The sequence below is a fragment of the Sorangium sp. So ce176 genome (assembly GCF_051519835.1).
In the GTDB taxonomy this organism is placed as follows: Bacteria; Myxococcota_A; Polyangia; order Polyangiales; family Polyangiaceae; genus Sorangium; species Sorangium cellulosum_G.
In genome coordinates this window covers 6,321,605-6,342,962 of record NZ_CP150371.1, presented here as the reverse complement: position 1 = coordinate 6,342,962, position 21,358 = coordinate 6,321,605, and the positions used below count along the sequence as shown (strand labels likewise).

Below are 21,358 nucleotides of genomic sequence, written 5' to 3'. Positions count from 1 at the left end.
GCCGATCGGGAGATCGCGCGCGCCGGGAGCGGCAGACAGCGCACGTGGGGCGCGCGCCGCGAAACACGGCGATCACGCCTCGGATCGGTCGTGGACCAGCAGGCCTTCGGCGAGATCGTTCCGTTCCAGGCCGTCTATCGTCAGGTTGAAAATATCCACCCTGCCTGCGGAAGGCGCGGGGCGATGCGCCGTGACGGAGAGCTCGCGCCGCGAACCCCGCGGCGCGCAGCGCGCGAAGCAGCTCGCCAGGGTACCGGAATCGCTTCCCTTTTCGTCACACCCTTGGCATCGTCGCGGTTCTGTCCGGCACGGCCGGTCGGTGCTCGAGACGCCGGAAGACGGCTGTTCGATCTCGGCACCTCGGGCGCCGGAGCCGGTCATGGCGGCGTTGAATCCCTTCGCGAGAGGATGTGCGGCATGGGAGCTTTGAAAGACAAGGTCGTCATCGTCACCGGCGCGAGCTCGGGCATCGGCAGGGAGACGGCCGTCGCGCTCGCCGCCGAGGGCGCCAGGGTCGTCGCGACCGCGCGGCGCGAGACGCGGGGACGCGCGCTCGTCGACGAGGTCACGGACCGCGGCGGAGAGATCACCTGGGTCACCGCCGACATGCGGGTCGAGCGCGACATCAAGGCGCTCGTGGACGCCGCGCTCTCCACGTATGGCCGCCTCGACGGGAGCTTCAACAACGCGGGCTGCGGCAATTTTGCGCCGCTCGCCGAGACGACCAACGACGACTACGACCTCGTGATGGACACCAACCTTCGCGGCACGTTCTGGTGCATGAAGCACCAGATCAAGGCGATGCTCGCGGGGGGCGGGGGCTCCATCGTCAACTGCGCCTCGGTGGCCGTGTCGCGCTTCTACCCCGGGCTCTCCGCCTACAGCGCCGCCAAGGCGGGTGTCGTCGCGATGACGCGCACCGCCGCTGTCGAGTACGCGCAGAAGGGCATCCGCGTGAACGTGGTGAGCCCAGGCATCATCGAGTCGGACATGTCCAGGGAGGGCTTCCACCTCGACCAGCCCGCGGGCCGCGCCTTCGCCTCGTCGCTCCACGCGATGAACCGCGTCGGCAAGGTCGAGGAGGTGGCCGCGACCGTCGCGTTCCTCCTCAGCGACAAGGCGTCGTTCATCACCGGCCAGGACCTCGCCATCGACGGCGGCAGCCTCTCGGCGGCGTGGCCCGTGAACTACGCGGGCGCCGGCTGAGCCGCGCTCGGCCGCAGAGCCCGGCCCCGCCGCGGCCCGGGGCATAGCGACGTGTGCCGGGCGCACCATACTGCGGCCATGCGTCAGCCTGAACCTGAAGCGGCGCCGCTCCCCGCGGCCGCGGATCGCGGGCGGCCGGCGGCCTCCCGCCCGGCGCTGCTGCGCGCGCTCCGCCACCGGAACTACCAGCTCTTCTTCTCCGGGCAGCTCGTCTCGCTGGTCGGCACCTGGATGCAGTCGGTCGCGCAGTCGTGGCTCGTCTACCGCCTGACGGGCTCGTCGCTGCTGCTCGGCACGGTCGGGTTCGCGACGCAGATCCCGGTGTTCGTGCTCGCCCCGATCGGGGGCGCGGTGGCCGACCGGCTGAGCCGCCACCGCATCCTCGTCGCCACGCAGTCGGCCGCGATGGTGCTCGCGCTCGGGCTCGCCGCGCTCACGATGAGCGGGCGCGTCGAGGTCGCGCACATCCTCGGGTTCAGCGTGCTCCTCGGCGTGGTGAACGCCTTCGACATCCCGACGCGGCAGGCGTTCGTCGTCGAGATGGTGGGCCGGGAGGACCTCGCGAACGCGATCGCGCTGAACTCGTCGATGTTCAACGGCGCGCGCATCGTCGGGCCGGCGGTGGCGGGCATCCTGGTCGGCGCGATCGGCGAGGCGTGGTGCTTCCTCGCGAACGGGCTGAGCTTCCTCGCTGTCATCGGGAGCCTGCTGGCGATGCGCGTCCCGCCCCGGCCGCCCGCCGCGGCGCGCGCCTCGGCGCTCGCGGAGACGGCGGCGGGCTTCCGGTTCGTGGCGCGCACGCGGGCGGTCCGCGCGCTCCTGCTGCTGCTCGGCGTCGTGAGCGTCACCGCGATGCCGTACGCGGTGCTGATGCCGATCTTCGCCGACCGGATCCTCCGCGGCGGGGCGCAGGGGCTCGGCATCCTGATGGGCGCGTCGGGCGTTGGCGCGCTGCTCGGCGCGCTGGCCCTCGCGAGCCGCAGGCGGCTGAGGGGCCTGGGCCACTGGGTCGCCGGGGCGTGCGCGGGGTTCGGGGTGGCGCTCGGGCTGTTCGCGCTGTCGCGCTCGTTCTGGCTCTCGGCGGCGCTGCTCGTGCCCGTGGGCTTCTCGATGATGGTGCAGATGGCGGGGTCGAACACGCTCGTGCAGGCGATGGTGCCGGACGCGCTGCGCGGCCGCGTCATGGCGGTCTACGCGATGATGTTCATGGGGATGGCCCCGCTCGGCGCGCTGCTCGCGGGCTGGCTCGCGGACCGGATCGGCGCGCCCGCGACGGTCGCCTCCGGCGGCGCCTGCTGCGTTGTCGCGGCGGCGGTGTTCGCGACGAGGCTCCCCGGGCTGCGGCAGGAGGCGCGGGAGCTCATCATCGCGCAGCAGATGGCCGCCGGGACGCCGTCGGAGCAGCTCACGCAGGCGGTCGCGGTGCGGGCCTCGACGGGCGAGCAGGACGCGGCGCGGCCGGCGTGAGCGCGGGCAGCGGGCGGGGCCGGCGCGCGCCGGCACCTGGCGTGCACGCAGCGAAGCGCGGCGCGCCGTGTGCGGGAGATGCACGGCGCGCGTCGGCCGAGGGAGGGGAACCATGGGGCGCGATGACAAGCCGCGGTCTGAACCGCAGGCGCAGGGCAAGGGGCGAGTCGACGAGGTCGATCAGTCGAAGGGGATCTTCCGGCTCGACGGGCCGCATCCGAAGGACGCCGAGCTGCGCGCGCCGGGCACGCTCGGCGGCGGTCCCTACGAGGAGTCGGGGCGCGGAGGCCCTGCCGGCTCGCTCGAGCGGCGGGATCCCAGCGTCACGGCCGCAGGCGCGGCCCCGCAGGAGGAGCCGCCGGAGGCGGAGGGCGGCGCGGCTGAAGCGGAGGAGGCGCAGCCGGTGGGGGCGCTGCCGCAGCACGTGGAGCAGAGCCCGGAGGAGCGCAGGCCCGCGGGGCAGGGGTAGGAGGGGGCGCGGAGCTGCGCCCCGGGGGGTCGCCTGGGCCGGGGGCGTGGAGCTCGACGAGGGCCAGCGGCAGGCGGTCGACGCGCTGCTGGACGAGGCCGATCGCATCGCCCTGCTGAAGGCCAGGTCGAGCGCGATCGCGCCGGCGCCTCGCGCGCTCACCGCCGCGCGGCCGTGGCGCTCGCGACGCCGAGGGCGACGTACTTGCTGAAGGTGCCGAGCACGCCCATCTTGCCGCGGAAATTCGTCATGAGCCGGTCGGGCAAGACCAGCTCGTCGAGCAGGAAGCCGCTGAAAGCGGACAGCGCGCCCGTGAGCGCGTCGCTGCGCCGCCCCGCCGCGTCGAGCGCCTTCTCGTAGCCGATACCCCACACGAGCAGACCCCCGGCGAGCGCCGCGATGCCGACAGGCGTGACGACCGGATCGAACCGGTCGCTCACCCGCCGCCCCCCGACCCCTACCGCCGTCGCCATCGCGTTCATGGACGCCCACGGCGACCCGCGCTTGAGGGTCGACGCTGCCATCATCGTGCACATCGTCGCCGCCGTCATCACGGCGCCGGTCCGCAGCCCGCGCGTGACGATCTCGCGCGCCGAGGTCGCCTGCCGAGGGCGCTGCTCCGCTGCGGGAGGCGCCGCTCGCGGGGCCTGGGGCATCGCCTCGGGCGGCAGGGCGGTCGCTTCCGGCGGCAGCGCCGTCGCCTCGGGCGGCAGGGCGGCCGCTTCCGGCGGCACGGCCGTCGCCTCGACGCGGGAAGACGTCCCCTGGGAGGGAGGGATCAGCGCCTCCGACTGGTCCGTTCCCGTGCCGCCCTGGCGGCCGACATGAAGGTAGTCCTCGCGGCCATCGTGGTACGTGTAGGGGACCGGCCTGGGACCCTGGTGCTCCGGCTCCGACGTGCCTGCAGCGTGTTCCGGGTTCATTCGATTATCCATCTGGCACCTTTCAGCAGTTTCTTCGAAACGGTTGAGCCAGGGCATGTGCCAGCGCCGTGCCAGTCCCGATCTGGCCAGTCGAGAGGGGCTGGACCGCGATAAACAACCGTCGGCAGCACCACCGAAAGGCCAGCGCCTTGAAGCTGGAAGGCAGGTGCTCGGTCGGCCGGTTGTCCGTCCGCGCCGGCCACATGCCGTGGTTTGGCGCTCGCATGACGGCGCCGCGGAGGAGCCGATGAGCACAGCCCGCCCGTTCGCGACCGAGGCCACCACGAAAACATCGCGCGCCGTGAAGAGGGCGGGGGTGCTCTTCGGCATGGGCGCGGGCGGCCTCATCGATGGCATCCTGTTTCATCAGCTCCTCCAGTGGCACCACCTGATCTGCTTCAGCTGCCACCCGGGGGCGACCATCGAGGACGTGAGGAAGAACATCTTCGCAGACGGGCTGTTTAGCGCCGTCGCATTCGGTCTCACCGTGGCAGGAGTCAGCAAGCTCTGGAGCGCGCTGCGCACCGGCGGGGAGCTCTTGCCCGGACGGGTGTTCTGGGGCGCCGCCGCCGTGGGCTGGGGGGTGTTCAACGTTGTCGAGGGGGTGATCGACCATCACCTCCTCGCGATTCACCACGTCCGTCCAGGGCCGGGTGAGCTGGCCTGGGACCTGGCGTTCCTCGCGTTCGGCGCCCTGCTCGTGCTCGGCGGCCTGCGCCTGATGCGCGAGACGACCCCCGGCGCGCCGGGGCGGCCGTCAGCGCGATGATCGGCCCGGCGTCGGGCCGATCATCCGTCGGAAGGGCGTCCCTCGCCCTCGACCCAGGCCAGCTGGGCAAGGCGTCGCAGCAGCGCCAGCGAGGGCGCCCGCGGGGCCGTCTCCAGCGACGGGAAGGCGCAGGTGAGCTGGACCGCGGCGAACGGCGCCCTCCTGGCGACGAGCAGCTCGCAGTGGCCGCCGAACACCGCCGGGTTCCGCGGCGTCGTGTGGGTGTCCAGCGAGAGCCCCTCCGGCAGCTCCGCGAGCGCCCGCTGCAGGTCGTCGAGCTCCTCGGGCGCGAGGCGCCGCGCGCGGGGGTCTCCGGCGCTGCTCCCGCCGGAGCGGACGAGCGCGTGGCCCGCTGCCTGCGCGCGGAACGGAGCCGCCGAGGACGGCGGCAGCGAGAGCTCGACCTTGACCCAGCGGCGCCCCCCGCCGGCCGGCGCGATGCCCTCGAGCACGAGCAGCCAGTCCGGCGCCGGGGGCCGCGCCATCGCGCGCGCTGCCCACCGCCGCAGCGCCCGGGGCCCCACCCAGGGCGAGACGCCCGCGTGCCAGTCGCGGAACGCGAGCTCCTCCCGGAACGCGGCGCCCGGCAGCCACGCCCTGGCCGCCGCGACCGACTCCCAGACCACGAGCCCCGCCGCGAACGCCGGGCCCACGCTGATGCACTGGACCAGCCCCGGAATGCACGCCGCGGCCGCCGCGAGCACGGCGCCCCCCGCGGCGGTCGACGCGACGAGCTGGACCGCGCCGAGCCCGAGCTCCCACGGGTGGCTGCTCCGGCACTGCTGCCGCAGCTCGGCGGTGCTCAGCTCGATGGGATCGCGCACGTCGCAGGCCGCTCTGGTCATATCCTTGGTCGCCGCCGCCGCGCTCGGGCCGCGGCCGAGCCTCGCCAGCATACCGCGATCCGGCGGCGGGCGCCCTCAATCCGGCTCGCCGCCGGGCACGGCGATGGCGCCTACCTGGGCCCTTGTCGCGCGCAGGTAGTCGCCCGGGGACACGAGGATCTGCGTGCCGCGCACGCCGGCCGAGACGGAGACGACATCGAAGAGCTCGATCGTCTCGTCCGCGTAGACGGGATAGGCCTTCTTCGCGCCGAGCGCCGTGACCCCGCCGCGCACGTACCCCGTGAGCGGCTGGACCTCCTTCAAAGGCACGGTGTCGACCTTCCGGTCGCCCGTGACCCGCGCCATCGCCTTGAGGTCGAGCTGGGCGTTGCCCGGCACCACAGCGAAGCAGACGCCGTGGCGATCGCCGCGCGCCACGAGCGTCTTCCACACCTGCTCCGGCGGCAGGCCGATCTTCCTGGCCACCGTGCCCGCGGTGAGATCGCTCGGATCGACCTCGTAGGTGCGCAGCTCGTACTGGATACCGAGGCTGTCGAGGATGCGCGCCGCGTTCGTCTTCATGAGCCGGGCCATGCTATACGACCCGGCTGCGCCGATGACGACAGAGAAGAAGGTGCCCGAGGGCCGGCTGAACCGCCTCGTCCGCCTCGCGGGCCTCGGCGCCCGCGCGGGGGCGGCGCACCTGCTCTCGAGGCGCGTCGAGGCCGCCGACGCCGCCGCGACAACAGCGGCGCAGGTCGCCGAGGTGCTCGGCACGATGCGCGGGCTCGCCGCCAAGGTCGGCCAGATGGCGAGCTACGTCGACGGCTTCGTCCCCGAGCCCCAGCGCGAGGCCTACGAGTCCGCCCTGCGCTCGCTCCGGGCCGCCGCGCCCGCGTCGTCGCCCGCGGCCGTCCGCGCGATCGTCGAGGAGGACCTCGGGGCGCCGCTGGGCGCGCTGTTCGCGGCCTGGGACGACGCGCCGTTCGCGAGCGCCTCCATCGGCCAGGTGCACCGCGCGGCGCTCGCGGACGGGCGCGAGGTCGCCGTGAAGGTCCAGCACCCGGGCATCGACCGGGCGCTCGCGAGCGACCTCGAGAACGCCGGCGTGATCCAGGCGGTTGTCGGCGCCGTGGCGCCCAGGGAGCTCGACTCGAAGCGCGTGCTCGAGGAGGTGAGGGCGCGCTTCCTCGAGGAGCTCGACTACGCGCTCGAGGCGGAGCGGCAGCGCTATTTCGCGGGCGTGCACCGGGGCGATCCGGCGATCCACATCCCCGAGGTCATCGCGTCCCGCTCGGCGCGCCGGGTGCTCACCACCGAGCTCGCGCGCGGCGCGACCCTGGAGGAGGCCGCGACGCGCGACGAGCGCACCCGGCGCGCGTACGCCGAGGCGCTCTGGCGGTTCGTGTTCAAGGGCAACCTCGTGGGCGGGATGTTCAACGCGGATCCGCACCCGGGCAACTACCTCTTTCACCCGGACGGCCGGGTCACCTTCCTCGATTTCGGCTGCGTGGAGCCGCTCGACGGCGCGCGGCTCGAGCACGGGCGCGGGATGCACCTCGCCGCGCTCCGCAAGGACGAGGCGGCGTTCGCGCGGCACGCGGCGCGCATCCTCGGCACGCGCGGCGGGCGGTTCGAGGAGCTCTCGCTGGCGTACACGCGCCGGTGCTTCGAGCCGCTGTTCAGCGCGCCGTTCCACGTCACGCGCGCCTACGTGAGGGGGCTCGTGGAGGGCGTGATGGCGATCAAGGAGCAGATCCTGGTGAAGGACAGCGGGTTCGTGCAGCTCCCGCCGGGCATGGTGTTCCTCAACCGGCTCCAGTTCGGGTTCTACTCGGTCCTCGCGCGGCTCGACGTGGAGGCCGACTACGCGGCGGTCGAGGGCGCGTTCCTGCGGGAGGCCGGGCTGCTCGGGTAGGCGCTCGGGCAGGACCGGTGGTTCCGTCGAGGTGCGTGTCCCATGGGGCACGGGGACGGGCCGGCGCGGGGAGGGCGCGTCAGCGCGGGCGGCGGTCGTGGAAGAGGAGCATCTCGATCGTGCCGGCCTCGCGGAGCCAGGGCTGGTCGTGCGGGCCCGGCAGGACGCGGAGGGTGTGCGGGATGGAGCGCTTGGCGAGCTGCGCGGCGAGGGCGGCGTTCGCGTCGTGGAACGGGTCGCCCTTGCTGGTGAGCAGGTGGAGCTCGCGCGGGCCGGCCGCGGCGACGGCCCTGGCGAGCCGGTCGGCGTAGGTGGGGGCGCGGTGGGCGCTGATGGCGGACTGCACGCCGCCCCAGGCGCCGAAGAGCTCGGGCCGGCGGAGGAACACCTCGATCCCGACGAAGCCGCCGAGCGAGCAGCCGTCGAGCGAGGTGCGGGCCGCGTCCTGGAACACGGGCGCCTCGGCGCGGGCGCGCGGCAGCACCACCTCCGCGAGCCAGCGCGCGTAGCCGTCGAGCGCCGCGGCGGGGTTCGGCGCCTTGTGGACGTTCGGCGTGAACGGGCACGCGACCGCGAGGCCGCGGAACGGCTGCGCGGCCAGCGCGGCGTTCACCTCGGCGAGCCGCGCGTCGGTCCAGTCCTTCCGGCGCGCGGTGCGGCCGAGCGGCGGGCGGCGGAGCCGCTCGTAGGCGGACCCGAGGCCGTAGCGCTCGAGCCACGCGAAGGCGCCGAGGCGCTCGTCGCCTGTTTCGCCGAGGCCGTGGAGGAGCACGAGCAGCGGCACGCGCTCGCCCGGGGCGAGGTGCTTCGGGACGAGCAGCGTGAACCGCCGGCCGAGGGCGCGGTCGCCGTCGACCTGGAGGTCGCGAACCTCGAAGGAGGGCGGGGCGGGGGGCGGGGCAGGGGCGGGGGCCGGCGGCGGCGGCGCGGCGGGGTCGGCGAGGGCGGCGCGCGGGGCCAGGGCGGCGGCGCAGAGGGCGAGGAAGGGGCGCCGGGGGAGGAGCATGCGCGGAGTGTCGCAAGCTCCGCGGCGCCCGGCCAGCGATCGCGGTCCAGCCGCGGGGCGCGGCGGCGCCGGCGGCTCCCGTGGCCGCGGCGCGCTGTCGCGATCTCCGGCTCTTCACCGAGGACCGAGATCCCGAGAGGCGGATCGCGCAACGCACGTCCCCAACATCGGAGCACCGGAGTCGAGCCCTGCGCCCGCCGCGCGCTTGACTCGGCTTTGTAGGGTCGTACGCTCCCTGGTAGGTGTCGCGCCGCTGCGCTCTGTTCGGGGTGCACCGCGGCGGCGCGCCGATGAAGCCTTGTCGCGCTCGAGAGAGCCGATCGGGAAAAAGCGCCGTTCGCGGGATCCCGACATGCGGTGTCGGCGACCGGCGCGCGCATTCGGCGGAGCTCACGCCGTTCCGGGTGAGCCTGGCAATTCAGGGGGCGGTCATGTGGAGAATCCAGATAGGCGCCATCGCGCTCGCGGTTGTCGCGGCGTCTGCCTGCGCGCACTCGAAGGGCGGCGGGCGCGGGGGCGACGTCGTTTACCTCGACCAGGGGTGGGGCGAGGCGGAGCGCCGGATCTTCTACCGCGTCTCCCAGGGGACCAGGCTGTTACCGCTCCCGTGGTTCCTCGCCCTGGAGCGGGAGGACAGCGCGGAGCGGTTCGCCGCGAGCGATTCTTGGGCGCGCTATCGGTTCATCGAGGATCCGGGCTTGAAGGACGACCCGGAGCGCCTCCCCGTGGGCTTCGCAAGGGACGTCGACGCTGCGACCGGCGAGGAGTACGTCGGGTTCACGTGCGGGACGTGCCACACCCGCCAGATCTCCTACCGTGGAAAGAAGATCCGGATCGACGGCGGGCCGGCGACGATCGATGTCGTCGCCTTCACGGGCGCCGTCTTCAACGCGCTCGACCGCACCCTGAAGACGCCCGACAAGATGGATCGCTTCGCCAGGGCGGTCCTCAAGGAACAGGTGGACGAGGCCTCCGTGCGCGCCCTGCGAGGGCAGATGGAGAAGGCGCTGGAGGTGGTCCGGCTGCAATCGGTCAGCGGGGGCGCGGGCGGGCCCCACGCCACGGTCGCGGGCTTCGGCCGGCTGGACGCGCTCGGGCGCGCCGGCAACCTGCTGTTCGGGCAGCTCGACCCCAGGAACCTCCGCGCGACGAACGCGCCGGCCGACTATCCGCACCTCTGGGACGCGACGACGTACGACTGGGTGCAATGGAACGGATCGATCATGCAGCCCATGGCGCGCAACATCGCGGAGGCGCTGGGCGTCGGCACGCACACGCAGCTCGTTCCGGGCGCGCAGGGGACGAGGATGGACGTCCGGTCGAGCATCCGTGTGGACAACCTGCACCTCATCGAGCAGCAGGTCGAGAAGCTCCGCGCCCCGCGCTGGCCGGAGCACCTGTTCGGCCGCATCGACCAGGAGCAGGCGGACCGCGGCAGGCGCCTCTTCCGGAGGCACTGCGCGAGCTGCCATGATCCCGGGCTGACGCGCCCGAACGAGCACGGAAAGCGCTTCCGGAAAGCGACGATGTCCCCGCTCGACCTGATCGGCACCGATCCGGCGCACGCCGTCAGCTTCAACGAGCGCACGGCGGATCTGGGGGCGCTCGGGCTCGGCACGCTGGGGATGGCGCAGGCGCTGGAGATCGGCACGTGGGCGATCCGCGAGACGAAGTACGAGGCGTACGGCCTGTCCCCGGAGCAGCGGCGCGCGTGGGACGGATACCGCCCGAACCGGTGGCGCGCGCCGCTTGCTTACAGGGCGCGCGAGCTGAACGGGATCTGGGCGACGGCGCCGTACCTCCACAACGGCTCTGTCCCGAGCCTCTACGAGCTCCTCCTCCCGGCGGAGCGGCGCTCGAAGCGGTTCTATCTCGGGAGCACGGAGTTCGACCCGGAGCGCGTCGGCCTGCGGGGGGAGCCGATCAAGGGCGGGTTCGAGCTCGTGACGGACAGGCCCGGCAACTCGAACGCCGGGCATGAGTACCGCGACGGGCCGCGCGGAAAAGGCGTGATCGGGCCGGCGCTGACGGACGAGGAGCGGTGGGAGCTCATCGAGTACCTGAAGACGCTGTGACGAGCGCGCCGTGGACGCCTCGCGGGGCGCGGGCACCCGCGCGGCGGCGCGGGGGCCTGCGCGCCCGGCGGCCCTGCCCGGACGCCCGGAGCCGCCGGGGCTGACAGGAAACGACCGAGGCGCGCTGGACGGGGTGGACGCGGCGCGCGCCCAGCGGGTACACCGGGGCGCCCATGGACACGACGAACGACGCGACGGACGAGACGCAGGACGAGGCGGGGGAGGCGCGGTCGATCCGTCCCGAGGACCAGGATCCGAAGCTGTGGAGGGGCAGCGGGTGGACGGCGCGGGTCATCAAGAACGAGGACGATGACGGGTGGGCCGTCGAGATGACGTGCGACGGCCAGAGCGAACCGTCGCTCGTGGGGCCGTGGACGATGGGGCGCGACAAGAAGAACCCGAAGCCCCTCGACGCGAGCGCCTTCGCCACCCTCGTGAAGACGGCGAACGAGGTGCTGGCGCGGCACGTCCAGCAGCGCCGGGCGCTGCTCCACCGGAGCGTGACAACGGCGGTCGAGGGCGGCGCGCGGGTGCGGGTGGACCTCGACGTGGTGCCCGACGAGGACGATCCCCACGCCATCCTCACCGTGCACGACGCGGCGGGGGAGGTCGTGGCGCGCTCGAGGGTGCCCGCGGACTTCAAGCTCACCACCGAGAGCGCGCGCAGGTGGGTCCAGGAGAACGCTGCCGAGCGGTGAGCGGCGCGCTGCCGGCGGGCGCGCTCGGCGGTGTAGCGATTTGTCAGGCGGAGCGCGGGCTGTGCCCCTCGACGACGCCGCGACTCACGCGCGGTGAATGCCGCTGGCCCCGCTGCTCAGCACGGCCAGCTCGGCGCCCAGAACGGTGGGTCGCTCGCCGGGAACGACAGCTCCGACGCCTCGTCGACCGGCTCTTGCGGCGCATCCGACGTCTCGCGGGGCCACAGCGCGCCGCCGCGGTCGACCGGTGTCTCCGGCACCCGCTGCGCGCGCGCCTCGCTCGCCGCGTCCTCGGGCCAGGCCGCCGCCCTGTCAGGCGCCCCCGGCTGCCGCGTCACCGCCGCCCTGTCGCTCGTTTCCATGCGTTCTCCTCCGGCGCCTTCGCGCCCTCCACGGCAACTGGAGCCGGCGAGGGGAGTCGCAAGTGGATCCCGCGCTGGATCGCGGCGTGCCGCGCGTCGAAGCGCGGGCCCATCCGGGACTCGACCTCTGCCCGGAGCTCCATCCGCCGGGGGGGCGCGCGGCGCCGTCGCCTCGCGCGGCCACGCAGGCTCAGCGGCGGCGTCGCCTCGCGCGGCCACGCAGGCTCAGCGGCGGCGTCGCCGGCGTCTCACCAGGCTCAGCGGCGGCGTCGCCAGCGAAGGAGCCCGAGCGCAAGCAGGCCCGCGATGCCGGCCATGGTGGGGCTCTCGGCGGCGCCGACACGGCATCCGCAACCGGACGAATCGGAGGGATCCGACGCGTCCGTCCCGGCGCTCCCGCCATCGCCTGTGGACGCGGCGCCGCCGTCGCCGGCGCTGCCGCCGGCGGACGCGGTGCTGCCCTCGCCGGAGCCGCTGCTGCTGCTGCTCACGCTGCTCGATGCGGCGCCGCCGTCACCGGAGCCGCCGCCTGCGCCGCCCGACCCCGCGCCTCCGCCCTCACGCGGGACGATCGTGACGGTCGCGCAGTGGTGATAGAAGCAGCCGCCTGGGTCGTTGAGCGCGTGGTTTGACATGAACTCACTGACCTGCAGCGTGCAGTTATCGCAGGTCAGATCGTCGGGGAGCTTGATCTCGACGGATTGCTCGCCCGTGAACGCCGCCGTGTGGACCAGCAGGCCGTCCGCCACGAGGGGGAGCTTCGGGGCGGTCTCGATCACGGTGGAGCCGCACGGCGTGGATCCCGGGGTCACCTCCGGATCCGGGGGGAGGGACTCGGGATCGGGCGCGATCGAGACGCGGTAGTGGCCCGGGTGAAATATGGGCTCCGTGATCCTCAGGGTGATCGTCTGACCCTGGACATAGGTGGTCACGGCGCCCGTCGGCTCCGCCGGCATCCCGGGATCCGCCTGGCCGCAGGGCGCGCTCTTCTGCGGGTTGCCGAGACGGTCCTGCTCCGTGGCGCAAGCCGGCTCGAGCAGGGAAAAGTGGGCATGCGCCGCGGCCGGGGCGATCGCAGAGACGGCCACCGCGGCCAGCGCCGCCGCGGGCGCGCGCCACAACGCCTTGATTCTCGCTCGTGATGTTCGCATCGTATTTTTCTATCTCAGGAGGTGGTCTCGGGTCCGCGCCCGTGTGGACTCGCTGGTTCGTGTCCCAGGACGGCGCGGCGCCTACTCTCCACCACCGCCTGCCCGCCGCCAAGCCCGAACCGGCGCGCGGCGACGATACCCACACTCGAACTTGCCGCGACGACGACAACTGAGCTCGAGAACGCCGCGGCGACGACACCCACACTCGAACTTGCCACGGCGACGACGCTCGCGCTCGCCGCAGGCGAGCATCGAACTCCGCGGCTGCTGCGAAGAGGGGCGCTGTCCTCCGGAACGAAGGCGGCAAGAAGAGCCTGACGCGAGCGGCAGATCGGGCGGCGAGGCCGGCTCTGCCGGACAGCGCTGCTCGCCCGCTGCGGACCCTTGCCGGTGCGGTTCGCCTCGCCCATGTTCCGCCGCGCAGGCCCGCGTCGCGCTGCCGAGCCCGGGAGGCCGTGCCTGTCTCTCCGCGTCGCCGCCTCGTCGAGAGAACATGGACGCATCCATTCGATACCGTACATGGCGCCCGAGCAGGCGCTCAGCCTGAAATGGGCAGACGCGCGCGCCGACATCTGGGCGCTCGGCGTGATCCTCTACGAGCTCATCACCGGGCATCGCCCCTTCGAGGTCGGGGGGACGCCGGAGAGCCTGCGCGCGGCCCTCGAGGCCCCGCCGCCGGCCATGAGCGCGTGGGGCATCGACGTGCCGGCGGGGATCGAGCGGGCGATCCTGCGCTGCCTTGAGAAGGATCGACGCCTGCGACCGCAGGCGATCGCCGAGCTGGCCCGGGCGATCGCGCCGTTCGGGGCGCCGGCGGCCAGCGCCTCCGTCGAGCGCATCTGCCGCTAACCGGCGCCGAGCGACCCCCGCGCGCCGCCCGGCCACGGCGACCCGGCGTTCGAGCCCACCGAGAAGCTCTCGCCCGCCGGCGCGAGAGCGCCGGACCCCCGGCACACCTCGGGCGCCAGCGCGACGGCGCCGGCGCGGCCTCGGTGGAGGCTGTCCTTGCTGCTCGGCGGCGCCGTCGCGGCCGCCGCCCTGGTCGCCTGGGCGCTCTCGCCCGTGGCGCCGTGGCTCGACACGGCGCCCGCGACCATCGCCCCGGAGCGGCTCGCGAGCTTCGCGCCGCTGCCCACCGGACCGACCAGGCCGCTGGACCCGGCCACCGCCGCGCAGATCGCGCTGGGCCGCATGCTCTTCCAGGACCCGCGCCTGTCCAGGCACCACGACATCGCTTGCACCTCGTGCCACCCGCTCGACACCTTGGGCGTGGACGGCCGGGAGCTGTCGCGGGGGAGCGAGGGCCGCGAGCCCCCGCGGAACACGCTGAGCATCTACAACATCGCCGGCTTCTTCGCGCTGCTCTGGGACGGCCGGCAGACCGACCTCGTGGATCAGGCCAAGGAGGTGCTGCTGTCCCGGAACGCGATGGAGGCGACGCCCGAGGGCATCGAGGCGGCGCTGCGCCCGTCCGAGGGATACGCGCGGGCGTTCGCGCAGGCGTTCCCGGAGGAGCCCGCGCCCGTGACGTTCCACAACGTCGCGCGGGCGCTCGCGGCGTTCGAGGCCACGCTGTTCACGAGGAGCCGCTGGGACAGGTTCCTCGAGGGGGAGAAGAGCGCGCTGAGCGACGAGGAGAAGGCGGGCTTCAACGCGTTCGTCGACACCGGCTGCGTCTCCTGCCACTTCGGGCCCGACATCGGCGCGACGATGTACCAGAAGGCCGGGCTCGTGAAGCCGTGGCCCGACACGAAGGACAGGGGGCGCTACGAGATCACGCGGCGGGGCGTCGACTGGATGGTCTTCCGGGTGTCCAGCTTGCGCAACGTCGCCCGGACAGGGCCCTACTTCCATGACGGCTCGGTCTCCTCGCTGGAGGAGGCCGTGAGGATGATGGCGAGACACCAGCTCGGGAAGGAGCTACGCGGCGAGGACGTGCGCCTGATCGCCCGCTGGCTCGGCAGCCTGACCGGCGAGATCCCCCGCGCCGACGTCGAGCTCGACGAGGCGTCGCGCGCGATCGTGACGAGCGGCGCGGCGCGGTGAGCGCCGGCGTCCCGCCGGGGCGCCGCGAGCGGGCCTCACGCGCGCTCGAAGAACGTCACCTGGCCGGTCTCCAGCGCGTACTCGGCGCCGACGATCGCCATGCTCTCCTCGGCGCAGAGCCGCTCCAGCAGGCGGCTGCCGTGCCGGAGGTGAGCGCACGAGTTGCGCACGTTGGCGCGCATCGCCTCGCGCAGCAGGAAGTCCCTCGGCGCGTCGCGGCCGGCGACGCTCAGCACCGTCTCCACGGGGGATCGGCAGCGCTCGACGATATCGCGGATGTTGTCGGTGAGCAGGCCGCCGTGCTCCTCCTGGAGCAGCTCGCCCACCGTGGCCTCGATGGCGCCGCAGCGCGAGTGGCCCATCACCACCGCGAGGCGCGTCCCGAAGGCGGCGGCGGCGAACTCCACGCTGCCGACAAGCGAGGGCGCCACCACGTTGCCCGCCACCCGGATGACGAACAGCTCGCCGAGCCCCTGATCGAAGATGAGCTCCGCCGGCGCCCGGGAGTCCGAGCAGCACAGGATGATGGCGAACGGCCGCTGCCCGTCCACGAGCGCGGCCCGCGCCCGCTTTCCCAGCACGACATCCTCGCTGCGGATGTTGTCGACGAAGCGCCGGTTGCCCTCGATCAGCCGCTGCAGCGCCTGTTCGGCGGACATGACGGGCACGGAGGGCGGGTTGTTACTGGTTCCCATGGCTCGCGGCCACCGTGATAGAGCCCACAGCGCGCGTCAACGGGGCTGAATGTCTGTCGTGGACGGCTGTCGTCCGGGCCCTCCGTTTTCCGGCCCACCGCCCGGACTTTCCGCGTGCCGCTGGCCCGGGACCCGGGCGGGATGACCTCGAACGTCGGCGAAAGGCGGGGCCACCGCGAAAAGCGGGGCGACCGCCGGTTGAGGGCCGCGGCCGCCCCGCCCTCGCGCTACCTGCGCCTCACGCGCCCCGCCGCCGCCGCCTCGCGAGCGTCGCGACGGCCGCCACCGCGCCGAGCGCCGCGAGCGCCCCGCGCGGCGGGCCGCCGCCGGGGACCGCGCACCCGCACGCGTCGTCGGCCGGATCGGCCGACAGCTCCTTCGTCGGATCGACCACCACGCTCACCTGGTCGGTCGCCTCCAGCACCCCGTCGCTGACCTTCACCTCGAAGTCGAAGGTCGTCGCCGCGGCCACCTCGGGCGCCACGAAGGTCGCCCGCGCGCCCTCGCCTGTCAGCTCGACCGCCGGCCCCGCCGTCTGCGTCCAGGAGAACGTCAGCGCGTCCTCCTCGGGATCCGAGCTCCCCGACGCGTCGAGCGTCACCAGCTCTCCGACCGCGACCGCCTGGTCCGCGCCGGCGTCCGCCACCGGCCCTCCCTGGCACGACGCCGAGTCCGGGACGATCGTCGCGAACGGCTTGTTGGTCACGCCCGCGAACCCGATGTCGTCGAGCTCCCAGCCTGTGTCGCCCGCTGCCTCGTCCGTGCCCACCCGGAACCGCACCCGCACCGTCTTGCCGGCGAACGCGGTCCCCAGGTCGACCGCCACCCGGTCGACGTCGGGCCACGAGGGGCTCTCGCCGACATAGGCCCTCCGCCGGGCCAGCGGGTTGCCCGCTTCGTGGGTGATCCTCCCGCTGTAGCCCGGGTCCGCGTACCTCCCGAGGTCCTCCCACGTCTCGCCGCCGTCGGCGCTGATCTCGACAACCGCGCCGTCCCAGAACAGCCCGTCGCTCGCCTCGAACTGGTGGCGGTGCGCGAAGGTCAGCACGAAGCGCTCGGTCGCGCTCACCTCCAGCGCCGGCGACACGAGCGCCGCGTCGGACAGGCTCGCGAGGTCGACCCCGCGCCACACGCGGTTCGGCGGGGCGCCCTCGGCGCGCGACCAGACGAGCTCGCTGGACGGCCCCTCGACGGTCCACGCCGTGCTCTGCGTCTCCACGCCGTCGACCGCCGACGACGCCGGGACCTCGTCGTAGTTCACGCGCCGCACCAGCGCCTCCACCCGCGTCGGCGTGCACGCCTCGGCGCTCTTCAGCGTCAGGTTGAGCTTCAGATCCTCGGACGGCGCGACGGAGCGGTCGAGCTTCACCGCCACCTTCGCCGTCCCGGTCGCGAACGGCGGGACGTCGCCGAACGACACGCGCCCTCCGTCCGGGAACGTCACCCCGCCGCCCGGCCCCTCGACCGTGGCCACCGCCCCTGTCAGCGGCGCGGTGCCGCGGTTGACGATCTCGATCGTGACGGTGCCGGACTCCTCCGCGTCGAGCAGCCCGTCGCGGTCGCAGGAGCCGGCGCTGTCGTCGAGCTCCGCGCGGACCAGCGAGATCTCCGGCTGCACCTTGAAGCTCTCGACCACGCCGGAGAGGTCGTACGCGTCGGCGCGCGGCGACGCGGCGCACGTGCCGGCGCCCCGCCGCGCGAACGCCTCGGCCAGCGCGAGGAAGTCGCCCTGATCGCTGGCGAGCGCCGCGGCCAGGATCGCGTCGCGCTGCTCCGTGAACGTCGGGTTCGCCGGGGCGAGCTTCATGCCCGCCACGACGTAATCGCTCATCCGCCGCCGGGTCTGCTCGAACGCGCGCGGCGGGGTCAGCTCGCCGCCGCGCCGGATCAGCGCGACGTACGCCTCGAACAGCATGCTCGCCCAGACCTCGCCGGCGTTGTGCACCTCGGAGTTCTCGGGCGCCGTGACGCTGAGCGGGTGGTCGGGGAGGCGCGCATCATCGGCGATGTGCCTGAACGTCAGCCCGTTCTTCGAGAAGTCGAGCGAGTAGGGCGCGCGGCGGATGCCGAAGTAGCTGTCGCCCATCGCCGCGCTCCCGTAGCCCGAGATCGGGTAGACGCCGTCGAGGTCGTCGCCGTCTCGGAGCATCATGTGCAGCGCGATGAAGTCGCCCCAGCCCTCGCTCTGGGCGCCGCACATCTGCGTGGCGCACGGGACCAGGCGGAGGTGGATGTAATGACCCCACTCGTGCGCCACGATGGTGTTGTCGATCGTGCCGTCGCGCTCCACGCTGGCCTCGCGGGTCATCGTGACCGTGAGCGGCTCGCCCCCGCCGGCGAGCGCCGCCCTGAGCGAGCGCCCGTCCTCCAGCGAGATGCTCTGGACCGGCGTCGTCACGTCGGGCGCCTCGCCGGCCAGCCGCGGGGCCCCGTCGCTCTCGCGGTTGTTGGCGATGAGCACGCCGACGGCGCCCGCCGCCTGCGCGTTCTGCGCCTTCACGGCGAAGGCGCACCCGCCCCGGTCGACCAGGGCGATCTTGCCGGCCACGTCGCTCGTGAGCGGCCCGCACGCGTCGCCCCGCGGCGCGGTGTCGTCCTCGCCGACGGCGAGCTCGCCGCTCACCTCGTACTGCTGGGGCCCGAACACGGCCGTGTTCGAGGCGTAGCTGGCGTTCTGCGGCGTGACGCTCAGCGACCGCTGGTCCGGCCCGGACCACAGGTACATCTGCATCCGCGGCGGCGCGCCGTCGTACGTCGCGTCCATGTTCGCGTTGTCGCGGCTGCCGCCGGGCGCGTCGTCCTGCGCCTCCGCGAGGAGCGGGTCGCCGTCGAGGCCGCCCCGGCCGAGGTTGTCGCGCTGCGCGTTGCCGGCGGCCTCGTTGAAGCCGGAGTCATAGTACCAGTCGTGGAGCCAGTTCGTGACGTAGAAGACCTGGGTGACCGCCGCCATGATCTGCTCGGGACCGGCGAGCGGATCGGCCGACGGGTCGTAGACGTGGTCGAACGCGCGCGGCCCCGTGAGCGTCGCGCGCGTGTCGCCGCTGGAGAACCCGTCGGGCGCGCTGTGGTCCGCGTAGGCGTCGACGTTGTTGCCGAGGGTCGATGTCGCGTCGTCCGGCAGCCACGGGTCGGCGCCGCCGTCCGGGCTCGTGTTGAAGCCGTCGATCGAGATGAGGCTCGGCGCGATGAACCGCGCGGTGTAGCCGTTCGGCTGCCCGGTCGGGTGCGGCGAGGAGTCCGCGAGGGGCCCGTCGAGCGGGACGTGCTTGCCCCCCTCCTCGGCCCAGACGCGGTAATCGAACGCGGCGGCGTGGGAGAGGTTCTCCCGGTAGAGATACCGCCCGTCGTCGGCCCCGAACACCCACGCATACGCCACGGAGCTCGTGCTCGTGGCGTCGCCCGAGATGAGCTCGACGAAGTGGCCGGGCACGAGCCGATCGGGCAGCGGAAAGAGGACCTTCTTGACGCGCGCCGGCTGGGTGAAGCGCAGGCTCCCGACGCGCGAGCGCGCGTGCCCGGTCTCCGCGATATCGAAGGTCCGATACCCGCCCTTCGCCCCGGGCAGCTCGCGGAGATCGACCGTCTTGATGTCGACGCCGTGCGCGTCGCGCACCGCGCGGACGACCGCCTGGGCCGGCGCGCGGGAGAACGCGCGGCTGCGCTTCGAGCCGGCCCGCAGCGAGCCGGCGCCGGGCGGCAGCGCGACGGCGGACGCGTGCAGGTTGCCCGCGAGGGCGACCAGCGCGAGGTCGCGCTTCATGAGCACCTTGAGCTCGCTGCGGAAGACGGGGACCCCGTCGACGTCCTGGCCGAGCGTCACGACGATGCCGCCGTGCCCGGTGTCGTGCACGTGCCGCACCACGGCGGTGTCGAGCGCGGCCTGCGGCAGGTTGTAGAGGTGCGCGTACCGCTGCACGTACCAGCGGGCGGCGGCCTCTGCCGAGCTGTGCGTCGCGGCGGGCGGGCGGTGCTCCGGCGAGGTCGCCCACACGAAGGTGGGCACGCCGCGCTGCGGATCGGTCGACGCGACGACGGCGCCCGGCACATCGTCTTGCGCGACGCGGGCCACGCCGGCGGGCGGCGCCGCCGGTTCCCTGTAATAGGCGTCGTGGTTCGGGCGCTCTCGCGCGTGGGCGATGGGGCCGGCGAGCAGCGCGAACGAAAGCGCGGTGTACCGAACTGAAACCTTCATGTTCCTCGATTCTCCGACTCCGAGGGAACGACGCCTGACCGGACGCGCGCGAGAGAGATGGCCGCGCGCAGCGTCCCCGGGGCGCCTCGCGCCCACCCGTCGAATCCGCGACGCCAGGCACCCTAGCCACAGCGTGCGTGCAAGGGAAGCTCGGCGTCTCGCGCTCTGACATGCCCCGTAAGGCGCCTCTCATGCGGTCTCGTCGGGGGCGCGCCGCGATGTAAATCGGGCGGAAGCGAGCTCAAGATGGAAATCGCAAGGAGACCTCCTCGTGCGCTCCATGAATCCATGAATGTCATGTTGAGCCCGTCGCCTTCACGGGATCGCGTGGGGCGGACCGGCCCGGCGCGCGACGGCGGTCGGGTCGCTGGGTTGGTGGCGGGGGCGGCTGTCGCGCGCGGGCTCGTCTGGGGGTCGGTCTGGCCTCATGCGGTGCGTCGCGGCGCGCCTTGTGGGGGCGCGAGGCAGCTCACCGGCTGGGCGGCGGGTATGACGAAGCGCTGACACGCGGAACGAGTTCCGGGAACTATCCTCACAAAAGCGAACGTGATCCACACCTTGCACCTCGAGACCAAGCTCGTCTCCGAAGAGCTCTGCGCTCTTTTGCGTCAAGTTGATCCCGCGGTCTTCGCCTTCCGCGACGAGCCCGAGGTCCGTGCCCGGGTCGATCGGGTGGCGTCGCGGCTCCGGGAGCTCGTCGTGGCGGCCGAGCGCGATGACGCGGGCGGCGCGCTCGAGCGGCTCCGCGAGCGCCTTCGCGCGCTGCTCGCCGCGGTGGAGCGAGCGACCCCGACCAGGACGCCCTCGCCCAAGGCGGCGTGGATCGCGTTTCAGCGCGAGGTGCAGCCCGCCTACGAGTCGCTGCTGCTGACGCTGCGCGGCGTCGTCGTCGCGCCGCCGAGCGTCAGGCCGACGAACCATGCGCGCAGCCTGTGGCATGTTGCCTCGGGGCTCTCGGTGCTCGGGCTGATCCAGCTCTTGCCCGAGCGTGGCTGGCTGGTCGCGGTGAGCGGCGCGTTCGCGGCGGCGGCGTGGTCGATGGAGATCGGCCGTCGGGTGAGCGAGCGGGTGAACGATCGGTTGATGGGGGTCTTCCGGCTCGTGGCTCACCCGCACGAGCGTTACCGGGTGAACTCGTCGACGTGGTACGTGACTGCGCTCCTGCTTCTGGCGCTGTTCGGCACGCGGCTGAGCCAGTCGCTCGCGGTGGTGGTGCTCGCGGTGGCCGACCCGGCGGCGGCCCTCATCGGCCGTCGCTTTGGCCGGACGCGGCTGCTCGACAATCGCTCGCTCGAGGGGACGCTCGCGTTCTTCGCCGCGGGCGTGGTGAGCTCCCTGCTCGTGATGTGGGCGCTCGGCCCGGCGTCGCTCTCGTCGCGCCTCCTCCTGGCCGCCGTCGCCGGCCTTGCCGGGGCGGCTACCGAGCTGCTCTCGTCGCGGATGGACGACAACTTCACCATCCCGGTCGCCGTGGCGGCCGCGGTGACCGTCGCCGGCGCGGGCTGAGCTCGAGTCGCCGGGCCCGCAAGCGAGCTCGGCTTGATCATGAGCCGCAGC

At 73.5% G+C, this 21,358-nt stretch carries 19 protein-coding genes; 10 read left to right on the top strand and 9 right to left on the bottom strand.

The window, feature by feature from the left end:
* Positions 1-72: 72 nt before the first annotated feature.
* Positions 73-381: a hypothetical protein gene (locus WMF42_RS23670; protein WP_437684862.1), complete on the bottom strand. Its 309-nt coding sequence runs from the start codon at positions 379-381 to the stop codon at positions 73-75.
* 36 nt (positions 382-417) lie between these two features.
* On the opposite strand from WMF42_RS23670, the gene WMF42_RS23665 reads away from it, so the two are divergent.
* From WMF42_RS23665 to WMF42_RS23655, 3 genes are all read left to right on the top strand, one after another.
* On the top strand, positions 418-1,206 hold the full coding sequence (locus WMF42_RS23665) for an SDR family NAD(P)-dependent oxidoreductase (protein ID WP_437684860.1): 789 nt from the start codon (positions 418-420) through the stop codon (positions 1,204-1,206).
* Positions 1,207-1,284: 78 nt separating this feature from the next.
* The gene (locus WMF42_RS23660) at positions 1,285-2,673 is read left to right on the top strand and encodes an MFS transporter (RefSeq protein ID WP_061608647.1); all 1,389 of its coding nucleotides are present in this window, start codon (positions 1,285-1,287) and stop codon (positions 2,671-2,673) included.
* A gap of 112 nt (positions 2,674-2,785) precedes the next feature.
* Complete coding sequence (locus tag WMF42_RS23655) at positions 2,786-3,142, top strand: hypothetical protein (RefSeq protein WP_434040822.1); 357 nt, start codon at positions 2,786-2,788, stop codon at positions 3,140-3,142.
* A gap of 158 nt (positions 3,143-3,300) precedes the next feature.
* Here the strand turns inward: WMF42_RS23655 and WMF42_RS23650 are convergent, their stop codons facing one another.
* Positions 3,301-4,065, bottom strand: coding sequence for a hypothetical protein (locus tag WMF42_RS23650; RefSeq protein WP_061608649.1), 765 nt, complete (start codon positions 4,063-4,065; stop codon positions 3,301-3,303).
* 247 nt (positions 4,066-4,312) lie between these two features.
* On the opposite strand from WMF42_RS23650, the gene WMF42_RS23645 reads away from it, so the two are divergent.
* Positions 4,313-4,834, top strand: coding sequence for a DUF2243 domain-containing protein (locus WMF42_RS23645; RefSeq protein ID WP_061608650.1), 522 nt, complete (start codon positions 4,313-4,315; stop codon positions 4,832-4,834).
* A 20-nt stretch (positions 4,835-4,854) separates the two neighbouring features.
* Here the strand turns inward: WMF42_RS23645 and WMF42_RS23640 are convergent, their stop codons facing one another.
* Both WMF42_RS23640 and ybaK read right to left on the bottom strand, forming a co-directional pair.
* Positions 4,855-5,730, bottom strand: a complete 876-nt coding sequence (locus tag WMF42_RS23640) for a hypothetical protein (RefSeq protein WP_233561543.1) — start codon at positions 5,728-5,730, stop codon at positions 4,855-4,857.
* A gap of 24 nt (positions 5,731-5,754) precedes the next feature.
* Positions 5,755-6,240 (bottom strand): Cys-tRNA(Pro) deacylase, encoded by a 486-nt coding sequence (gene ybaK, locus WMF42_RS23635; RefSeq protein WP_061608651.1) that lies wholly within the window; start codon positions 6,238-6,240, stop codon positions 5,755-5,757.
* Positions 6,241-6,274: 34 nt separating this feature from the next.
* Between ybaK and WMF42_RS23630 the strand changes: the two genes are divergently transcribed.
* Positions 6,275-7,576 carry an ABC1 kinase family protein gene (locus tag WMF42_RS23630; RefSeq protein WP_437684856.1) on the top strand — a complete coding sequence of 434 codons (1,302 nt, stop codon included), beginning with the start codon at positions 6,275-6,277 and terminating at the stop codon, positions 7,574-7,576.
* 79 nt (positions 7,577-7,655) lie between these two features.
* On the opposite strand, the gene WMF42_RS23625 is transcribed toward WMF42_RS23630, so the two are convergent.
* Positions 7,656-8,582 carry a hypothetical protein gene (locus WMF42_RS23625; protein WP_437684854.1) on the bottom strand — a complete coding sequence of 309 codons (927 nt, stop codon included), beginning with the start codon at positions 8,580-8,582 and terminating at the stop codon, positions 7,656-7,658.
* A 431-nt stretch (positions 8,583-9,013) separates the two neighbouring features.
* Between WMF42_RS23625 and WMF42_RS23620 the strand changes: the two genes are divergently transcribed.
* Positions 9,014-10,657: a di-heme-cytochrome C peroxidase gene (locus WMF42_RS23620; RefSeq protein WP_061611482.1), complete on the top strand. Its 1,644-nt coding sequence runs from the start codon at positions 9,014-9,016 to the stop codon at positions 10,655-10,657.
* A gap of 173 nt (positions 10,658-10,830) precedes the next feature.
* Entirely contained in the window at positions 10,831-11,355 is a 525-nt protein-coding gene (locus WMF42_RS23615) for a hypothetical protein (RefSeq protein ID WP_199694091.1), read from the top strand.
* Between the two features lie 116 nt (positions 11,356-11,471).
* Here WMF42_RS23615 and WMF42_RS23610 read toward each other — a convergent pair whose 3' ends face one another.
* Positions 11,472-11,717 carry a hypothetical protein gene (locus tag WMF42_RS23610; protein WP_061611481.1) on the bottom strand — a complete coding sequence of 82 codons (246 nt, stop codon included), beginning with the start codon at positions 11,715-11,717 and terminating at the stop codon, positions 11,472-11,474.
* A 257-nt stretch (positions 11,718-11,974) separates the two neighbouring features.
* Positions 11,975-12,868 carry an SCE4755 family polysaccharide monooxygenase-like protein gene (locus WMF42_RS23605; protein WP_437684852.1) on the bottom strand — a complete coding sequence of 298 codons (894 nt, stop codon included), beginning with the start codon at positions 12,866-12,868 and terminating at the stop codon, positions 11,975-11,977.
* A gap of 408 nt (positions 12,869-13,276) precedes the next feature.
* Between WMF42_RS23605 and WMF42_RS23600 the strand changes: the two genes are divergently transcribed.
* Positions 13,277-13,717 (top strand): protein kinase domain-containing protein, encoded by a 441-nt coding sequence (locus WMF42_RS23600; protein WP_437684850.1) that lies wholly within the window; start codon positions 13,277-13,279, stop codon positions 13,715-13,717.
* Positions 13,718-13,873: 156 nt separating this feature from the next.
* Entirely contained in the window at positions 13,874-14,914 is a 1,041-nt protein-coding gene (locus WMF42_RS23595; RefSeq protein WP_437684848.1) for a cytochrome-c peroxidase, read from the top strand.
* A 35-nt stretch (positions 14,915-14,949) separates the two neighbouring features.
* Here WMF42_RS23595 and WMF42_RS23590 read toward each other — a convergent pair whose 3' ends face one another.
* Both WMF42_RS23590 and WMF42_RS23585 read right to left on the bottom strand, forming a co-directional pair.
* A complete protein-coding gene (locus WMF42_RS23590; RefSeq protein WP_233562347.1) occupies positions 14,950-15,573 on the bottom strand; it encodes a carbonic anhydrase in 624 nt (207 codons plus the stop codon).
* Positions 15,574-15,847: 274 nt separating this feature from the next.
* Positions 15,848-19,801 (bottom strand): M36 family metallopeptidase, encoded by a 3,954-nt coding sequence (locus WMF42_RS23585; RefSeq protein ID WP_437684846.1) that lies wholly within the window; start codon positions 19,799-19,801, stop codon positions 15,848-15,850.
* A 546-nt stretch (positions 19,802-20,347) separates the two neighbouring features.
* Between WMF42_RS23585 and WMF42_RS23580 the strand changes: the two genes are divergently transcribed.
* Positions 20,348-21,307 (top strand): diacylglycerol/polyprenol kinase family protein, encoded by a 960-nt coding sequence (locus WMF42_RS23580; protein WP_437684844.1) that lies wholly within the window; start codon positions 20,348-20,350, stop codon positions 21,305-21,307.
* Positions 21,308-21,358 lie beyond the last annotated feature (51 nt).